Annotated in this window: 2 protein-coding genes; both read left to right on the forward strand. The window is 59.5% G+C overall.

Annotated features, from left to right (window positions below; all coding sequences use genetic code 11):
• Window positions 1–259 (forward strand): ABC transporter permease (locus O8B93_RS27870; protein ID WP_405049104.1); only part of this gene is annotated, 259 nt, incomplete at its 5' end.
• A gap of 60 nt (window positions 260–319) precedes the next feature.
• Window positions 320–568 (forward strand): thiamine pyrophosphate-dependent enzyme (locus O8B93_RS27875; protein ID WP_269713113.1); only part of this gene is annotated, 249 nt, incomplete at its 3' end.

The raw sequence follows: 568 nt of genomic DNA on the forward strand, positions 1-568 counted from the left end.
GGCTTCGGCACAGCCGACAATGGGCACCGCCTATGAGCTCGATGCGATCGCTGCGGCTGTCATCGGCGGCACCTCGCTCGCCGGCGGCGCAGGTCGCATCACAGGGACCCTGATAGGCACGATCATCCTCGGTGTGATCACCTCAGGCTTCACCTACCTGAAGATCGGCTCCTATTACCAGGAGATCATCAAAGGCGCCATCATCGTCTTCGCCGTCGTCATCGACCAGTACAGACGATCCAGGAAAATAAGGGCCTAGAGCGCGAGCCGATCTGGCCTGCCGCCTGCCCTAAGCACAAACTGTATCCACGAGGAAATTATGTCAGGACTTCAGTTACCGCACGACGAACTTGTTTCGGTTTACCGCACGATGCGGACGATCCGGCGCTTCGAAGAGCGCGTGATGGACGAGATGGCGACCGGTGACATTCCCGGCAACACGCATCTCTATGCTGGCCAGGAGGCAAGTGCCGTCGGCGTCTGTCTGCACCTGAATGGAGACGATTACATCTCGTCGACCCATCGCGGCCACGGCCATTCGATCGCCAAGGGCGTCGACATTGACAGC

The organism is Martinezella rhizogenes (assembly GCF_027460065.1).
Taxonomy (GTDB): domain Bacteria; phylum Pseudomonadota; class Alphaproteobacteria; order Rhizobiales; family Rhizobiaceae; genus Agrobacterium; species Agrobacterium rhizogenes_C.